The organism is Microbacterium sp. (genome assembly GCF_029263575.1).
Classification (GTDB): Bacteria; Actinomycetota; Actinomycetes; order Actinomycetales; family Microbacteriaceae; genus Microbacterium.
In genome coordinates this window covers 1-6,092 of the sequence record NZ_JAJUFV010000163.1, presented here as the reverse complement: position 1 = coordinate 6,092, position 6,092 = coordinate 1, and the positions used below count along the sequence as shown (strand labels likewise).

The 6,092-nt window shown below is 62.1% G+C and carries 7 protein-coding genes; all 7 read left to right on the top strand.

The window, feature by feature from the left end:
- A partial coding sequence (locus tag Q1J95_RS13455; protein WP_300268394.1) for a hypothetical protein occupies window positions 1–346 on the top strand: 346 nt, incomplete at its 5' end.
- Window positions 347–489: 143 nt separating this feature from the next.
- Window positions 490–1,395, top strand: a complete 906-nt coding sequence (locus Q1J95_RS13450; protein WP_300268391.1) for a hypothetical protein — start codon at window positions 490–492, stop codon at window positions 1,393–1,395.
- Between the two features lie 56 nt (window positions 1,396–1,451).
- Window positions 1,452–2,840 carry an HNH endonuclease signature motif containing protein gene (locus Q1J95_RS13445; protein WP_300268389.1) on the top strand — a complete coding sequence of 463 codons (1,389 nt, stop codon included), beginning with the start codon at window positions 1,452–1,454 and terminating at the stop codon, window positions 2,838–2,840.
- A gap of 152 nt (window positions 2,841–2,992) precedes the next feature.
- Window positions 2,993–4,819: a toprim domain-containing protein gene (locus Q1J95_RS13440; protein ID WP_300268387.1), complete on the top strand. Its 1,827-nt coding sequence runs from the start codon at window positions 2,993–2,995 to the stop codon at window positions 4,817–4,819.
- Between the two features lie 61 nt (window positions 4,820–4,880).
- Entirely contained in the window at window positions 4,881–5,390 is a 510-nt protein-coding gene (locus Q1J95_RS13435; RefSeq protein ID WP_300268384.1) for a VRR-NUC domain-containing protein, read from the top strand.
- A gap of 93 nt (window positions 5,391–5,483) precedes the next feature.
- Window positions 5,484–5,672 (top strand): hypothetical protein, encoded by a 189-nt coding sequence (locus Q1J95_RS13430; protein WP_300268382.1) that lies wholly within the window; start codon window positions 5,484–5,486, stop codon window positions 5,670–5,672.
- A 48-nt stretch (window positions 5,673–5,720) separates the two neighbouring features.
- The gene (locus Q1J95_RS13425) at window positions 5,721–5,945 is read left to right on the top strand and encodes a hypothetical protein (protein ID WP_300268379.1); all 225 of its coding nucleotides are present in this window, start codon (window positions 5,721–5,723) and stop codon (window positions 5,943–5,945) included.
- Window positions 5,946–6,092 lie beyond the last annotated feature (147 nt).

Below are 6,092 nucleotides of genomic sequence, written 5' to 3'. Positions count from 1 at the left end.
GGGTAGCCAGCAGACTTCGAACCAGCCGCAACAGAGCTATCAGCAGCGTCCTCAGCAGCAGCAGCCGGGACCGGGCGGCTACCCGCTCGCGAGCGGCAAGCAATGGGGCATGATCAACGGGCGCGCCCGCGAGCTGGGGCTGAGCGAGGGCGACATTGACGCCTATATCGCGCAGCACTTCAACGCTGACCGCAACACGCTCGGCAAGCGCGACGCGAGCCAGCTGATCGATGCGCTCAACGCCGGACAGGTTCGGCCAGCCGGAGGTAGTGCAGCCGCCGCTGAGGAGCAGGTCGCGCAGCAGTACGAGCAGGGCGGCGACTCGCTGGACGACGTGCCTTTCTGATGAACGCAAAGAACCGCCCCGGCAGGAGACACCAGACCGGGGCGGTTCTTGTGGATCGGAGACACGATCCGAGAGTGTCAGCGAGACACGTGCTGACACCCCGATACTACCGCATCACAGCTTCGAACGCAAGGGGAAACGATATGCAACCCACCGAGCTACGCGGCAAGACGATGGACGAGCTGCGCCGCGAGCTGGCCGGGATCGAGTTCCGGCAGCGATACGGCACGATCAAGGACGTGCCGACCGACCCGTTCACGTACCAGCATGTTGTGGATGAGCTGCTGAGTTTCGACACGCTGCGCAAGCGAGCCGACACGTGGTCGCAACGTGACGACGAGATCACCGCATTCGTGCATGGCTTCGAGCATCGCGTCTTGCCGACCATCACGCCCGATCAGGTCGAGCGGGTGCGCGATACCAGCTCGCACGCGCTCGGCAAGCTCGACAAGCAGCGCGACACGCACCGCTTCATCGACTTCGCCAACCCGAAGTGGGCGATGACGTACCTATTCCACGAGATCATGGAGCGCGACGGACGCGTGCCGAGCTGGGACCGATTCTTCGATCTCATGACGACGACGTATGCCCCGCGCTGGTGGCGCATCGTGCGACGATCTGCACAGCGTCGGCGCGTCGGCACCGCGCACGCTGATCGCGCGATGCGCTGGCGGCTCGCGACCGGCTGGCTCGGCAACCTGCGCACCGTGTACGCGCTGAGCGTGCTGCGGCATCGTCACGGCATCCCGCTGCGCTATCAGCTGTTCGCGCATGCTGAGCTGCGCATCGACGGCTGGTACGGGCACAAGGCGTTTCGCTCGATGATGCCGAGCCGGTTCGAGGATCACAAGAAAAGCCCACAGGCGATCTTCGCCGGAACGGACTTCGAGATTCGCGACGTGGTGACACAGCGACAGGGCGAGGGCGTCGCGTGGTTGCCGTCGCTGGACGCGCTCGATCGTGCCGCTGCATGGTTCAACGAGTCAGACGAGCAGCCTGAGCAGACGAGCGCGCCCACGCAGGTATCGCTGTTCGATGTAGCCAGCTAGCCACATCGGATAGCTATCGAGTATGCTAATCGCACGGCAAAATGAAGCACCGCCGCATGATGGGGATCGTGCTCGGCGGTGCTTCAAACAACCAAAGGAGGTTTTTTCGTATGCCTGTCAAGGATAACATCCCCGCCCGTAAAAGTAAAGCAATGAAGGAGCTGCACATGGACGATCCCGACCAGTGGCTACGTGAAGTCCTTGATAGGCCGATCGCCTATCACGTCAGCTTTGCACGGATCACCGGCTCGGCGGTCGCCGGACTCATGCTGAGTCAGGCTGTGTATTGGTCGAATCGGACGCGCGACCCGGAAGGCTGGTTCTACAAGACGCGCGAGGACTGGGAGGACGAAACCGGACTGACGCGCACCGAGCAGGAACGCGCCCGAAAGATTCTCGGCTCGCTCTCGATCATGGAGGAGAAGCGTCGCGGCGTCCCGGCCAAAATGTTCTATCGCGTCAATATGCAAGTGCTCGCTGATCACTTGCGCGGCGTCGCGCGCGAGCTGAGCGTGGACGATGTGCTTCGCATCTTCGCCCAGACACTTCGCGGCTTGGGACGTGCCGGACACATGCGAGCTGTCAAGGCCGGTGTCGAGGTTGTGGAGAATGTCGAGTATGCCGACGTTCTACGCGTGTATGGCATGACGTGCCATATCTGTGGCGAGCCGATTCGCTACGGTCCCGGCTCTCGCGGTGATCAGCTGACGTTCGACCACGTGACACCGATCTCCTCTGGTGGTTCTCACACGCTCGACAACTTGCGCCCAGCACACGCTCGCTGCAACTTCAGCAAGCACTCGGACGCGCAAACTAGTTTGCTTGCAGTAAGCAAACTAGAAGGCTTGCAGCAAGCAGACAAGTCTGCTTTGTTCGCTCCAACTAATACAGAGACTACAGCAGAGACTACAGCAGAGACTACGGAAACTTGCGCAGCTGACGCAGCGCAGGAGCGTGCCAGCAATGATGACGACGTGATCATGGCACGCTTCGATCGCTGGTATGCGGTGTACCCGAAGAAGCGCAGCAAGCAAGCCGCGATCAGAGCGTGGAAGAAGATTCGCCCGAGCGAACAGCTCACCGAGCAGATGATCGCCGCGACCGAAGCGTGGAAGCGCACCGAGGACTGGACGAAACAGCACGGCAAGTTCATCCCGTATCCGGCCAGCTGGCTCAACGCTGGCGGCTGGGAAGATCAGCTCCCCGGCGAGCAGCAGCACGAGCAACAGCGCGAGCAGCAGCAGCGCGCACTCGATGACTTCGACCCGATTGCGTTCCTCGAACGCGAGCACAACGGGCTGGACGATGATCAGCTGGCACGCGTCAACGCCGGGGCACCGCTCGAATCCGTGCTGACGGACTTCCAGAAACAACATCTGCACGAAGGTCGCATGCGACACGCGATGCGACGCGAGATGATGCGACGGTCGCAAGATTACGTGTAGCCTGCTAGCTTTGAATCGTCGCCCTCGGAACGCCTCAGAATCGCCTGAGCGCGAGGGCAGCGAGACACACAGGTACTGAGTCGGGCCGCTGGTCGATCGACGCTCACAGACCGATCAGCGGCGCTCACAAGGGGAATAGGAGACACCATCCCATGAACGTGCTTCCACCACTCGACTGGCGAGAGCTGGGCATCGACACAAAGGGCCGGACGCGCGGCCAGATCAAGACGACCTGCCCGAAGTGCAGTCACACGCGCAAGAACCGGACAGAGCCGTGTCTGAGCGTGAATCTCGACATGAACCGCTACAAGTGCCACCACTGCGGATGGTCGGGACCGGAGAAGGGCTACGCGCGATCTCGTGGACAGCTCGGCAGCGGCCCTGCCGCGTATGGCTCGAAGCTCACGCAGTGGGACCGGGAAGAACCCAAGACGTATGTGCGGCCCGAGCCGATCGAGCGCAGCGAGGAAGATGCCGCGACCAAGCGCATGTACGAGTATTTCGCCGAGCGTGGCATCTCGCGCGAAACCGTCGATGCACTGGGCGTCACGACGACTGGCAAGACGATCGCGTGGCCGTACTACCGGGACGGCGAGCTGATCAACGTCAAACACCGCTGGTACGCGACGGTCACTGACAAGGAGACCGGCGAAGTAATCCGCAAGAAGCGGCACCGCATGGAAGCCGGGGCGGAGCTGATCTTCTACAACCTCGACAACGCGATTGGTTCCGATGTCGTGTATATCGTCGAGGGCGAACCGGATGTCATGGCGATGCGCGAAGCCGGGTATGACGCAGTGATCTCGCCGCCGAACGGCGCGCCGGACGAGAACACGGACATCACCAACGCGAGTCTCGATTACCTGCTCAGCGGTGAAGAGCTGTTCGAGAATGCGAAGCGCGTGATCATGTGCGGCGACATGGACGCGCCGGGACGTCGGCTCATGGACGAGCTGGCGCGACGCATCGGCAAGGAGAAGTGCTGGAAGGTCGAGTGGCCGGACGGATACAAGGACGCGAACGATGTCCTCATGGACGATTTTCTCGGCGCAGACGGTATCCGGCACTACGTCGAATCAGCGAAGCCCTACCCGGTGGACGGCATTACCGAGCCGAAGGACTATCTCGACGACCTGTGGAAGTACGAGCACGAAACCGAGCAGGGCGTGCGACTGAGCGACTGGCCGGGATTCTCGAATACGGTGCGCATCAGCGAGGGGCAGCTGAGCATCTGGACCGGCATCCCGTCGAGCGGAAAGAGCGTGTTCCTGAACCATCTCACGCTGCAGCTCGCGCTCGAACACGGCTGGAAGATCGGCATGTTCAGTCCCGAGTATCACCCGGTGGAGCTGCACGTGCGCGATCTCGTCGAATGCGCGCTCGGGAAGCCTATGAACCGCAAGTTCCACAAGCACGCGACGCGCGAGGAAGTCGCGGAGATGGTCGAGCGCATCAGCGAGCACTACCGGTTCATCCTGCCACCTGAACCGACGCTCGATGACGTGCTGTACCGGGCGAAGGCGCTCGTGTTCCGCGAGGGCATCAAGTTCCTCGTGATCGACCCGTGGACCGAGATCGATGCGGATCGCCCAGCCGGGATGAGCGCGACCGACTACGTAGATTACGCGCTGAAACGTATCCGGCGATTCGGGCGCGACTACGGGTGCCATGTTGCGGTCGTCGCTCACCCCACCAAAATGAAGCCGATAGAAGATCGCGACGGCACGCGGCAGTGGCCGGTCGTCACGCCCTACGACATCAGCGACAGCCGCCACTGGTACGAAATGGCTGACGTGATCTGCAGCGTATGGCGAGACAAGAGCTTGCCGGATGAGCCGGTCGAGGTGCACGTGCAAAAGGTGCGCTTCCGCGACAACGGCGACATCGGCAAGACGCTGTTCAAGTACGATCGGATCAGCCGACGATATACCGACGTGACACTCGACTATCTGCCCGAGGACTTGCAGGTAACGGTGTAACAGCGAGCAACGTGGCCGGGGCAATCTGTCCCGGCCTTTGCCGTGCAGGAGAGGAGGATGCATGCGCGGATTGAAGATCGAGGCGAAGCACTACAGCGAGGTCCGGCGACTCGTTGAGATCGAGGGCAAGACGCCGGAGCGCGCGATCGCGGAGATCGCCCAGCGGGAAGCGAAGCAGCGACGCCGGACGCGCAAGCCGCGCGAGCCGCGCGAGTACGGGCGCGAGATGATCGCCGCCGACTATCACAAGCTGATCAAGGAGAAGCCGTTCACCCAGCAGACGATCAGGCTCGCGCAGAGCTACGGCTGGTACTGCTTCCACGACAACGATTCGCGACGCAACCAAGCCGGGTTCCCCGATCTGTTTCTCGTGCATCCTGATCGCGGCGTGCTGTTCATCGAGCTGAAAACCGAGACTGGTCGTGTCCGTCCGGCCCAGCGCGACGTGCTGCGCATGCTGCGCAAGGCAGGGCAGCGCGCGTTCATCGTGCGACCGCGCCACCGTGACGATCTCGAAGCGCTCTTGCAAGGCAAGGACGTGCCCGACGATCGGTTCGAACTCGTGACGTAGCCTTTTACCTACGAATGGTTGACATCGTAGCTACTGCTGGTGTACACTACGCTCAGACGAGTTGAGAGAGACACGAACAAGGAGACACGAGACATGACGAACCAAGAGATCACCCGACAGGCCGAGCAGCTGATGAGCAGCCTTGACTTCTTCAAGGGCGGCATGCAGGCGATCGCCGACCGGATCAACGCCCTGCCGTTCGCGCTCGGGCTGGAGATCATCACCCGGCTGCGCAACGAGGCCCCCGAGCTGTACGCCGAGATCATGAAGCGCATGAGCTAATCCGAGAGTAGCCCGATAGCCACGATTCGAGACACAAGGAGACACGACATGCAGACGATCGATTCCACCGCCGCCATGATCGACTTCGAGTACCGCAAGACCCGCCGCGATCTCGCCCGCGCGCTCGCCGCGCCGGTCGGCAAGGGCATGGCGCAGGTGCGTCAGCAGCGCATCGCACGACTGCAGGAGCAGCTGCGCGCGCTGCTGCAGGAAGCGATGGACGCCGGGATCGATGTCGAGGCGCGCGGCTACAAATCGAGAGCCCCAGACTAGACACATCATGGCGACCACCAAGAAGCTGTACAACGCGATCAAGGACGAGTACGAGATTGCCAGCGTGCAGTACGCCTACGAGGACGAGCTGTGGAGCCTGACGGAAGATGCGCGACATCTGAGCAGCCGGGGCGAGGCGTACAGTCT

Bases quoted from the DNA above. Each gene is read 5' to 3' on its own strand.
- Q1J95_RS13450 (WP_300268391.1), top strand. From the start codon at position 490: ATGCAACCCACCGAGCTACGCGGCAAGACGATGGACGAGCTGCGCCGC.
- Q1J95_RS13445 (WP_300268389.1), top strand. From the start codon at position 1,452: ATGATGGGGATCGTGCTCGGCGGTGCTTCAAACAACCAAAGGAGGTTT.
- Q1J95_RS13440 (WP_300268387.1), top strand. From the start codon at position 2,993: ATGAACGTGCTTCCACCACTCGACTGGCGAGAGCTGGGCATCGACACA.
- Q1J95_RS13435 (WP_300268384.1), top strand. From the start codon at position 4,881: ATGCGCGGATTGAAGATCGAGGCGAAGCACTACAGCGAGGTCCGGCGA.
- Q1J95_RS13430 (WP_300268382.1), top strand. From the start codon at position 5,484: ATGACGAACCAAGAGATCACCCGACAGGCCGAGCAGCTGATGAGCAGC.
- Q1J95_RS13425 (WP_300268379.1), top strand. From the start codon at position 5,721: ATGCAGACGATCGATTCCACCGCCGCCATGATCGACTTCGAGTACCGC.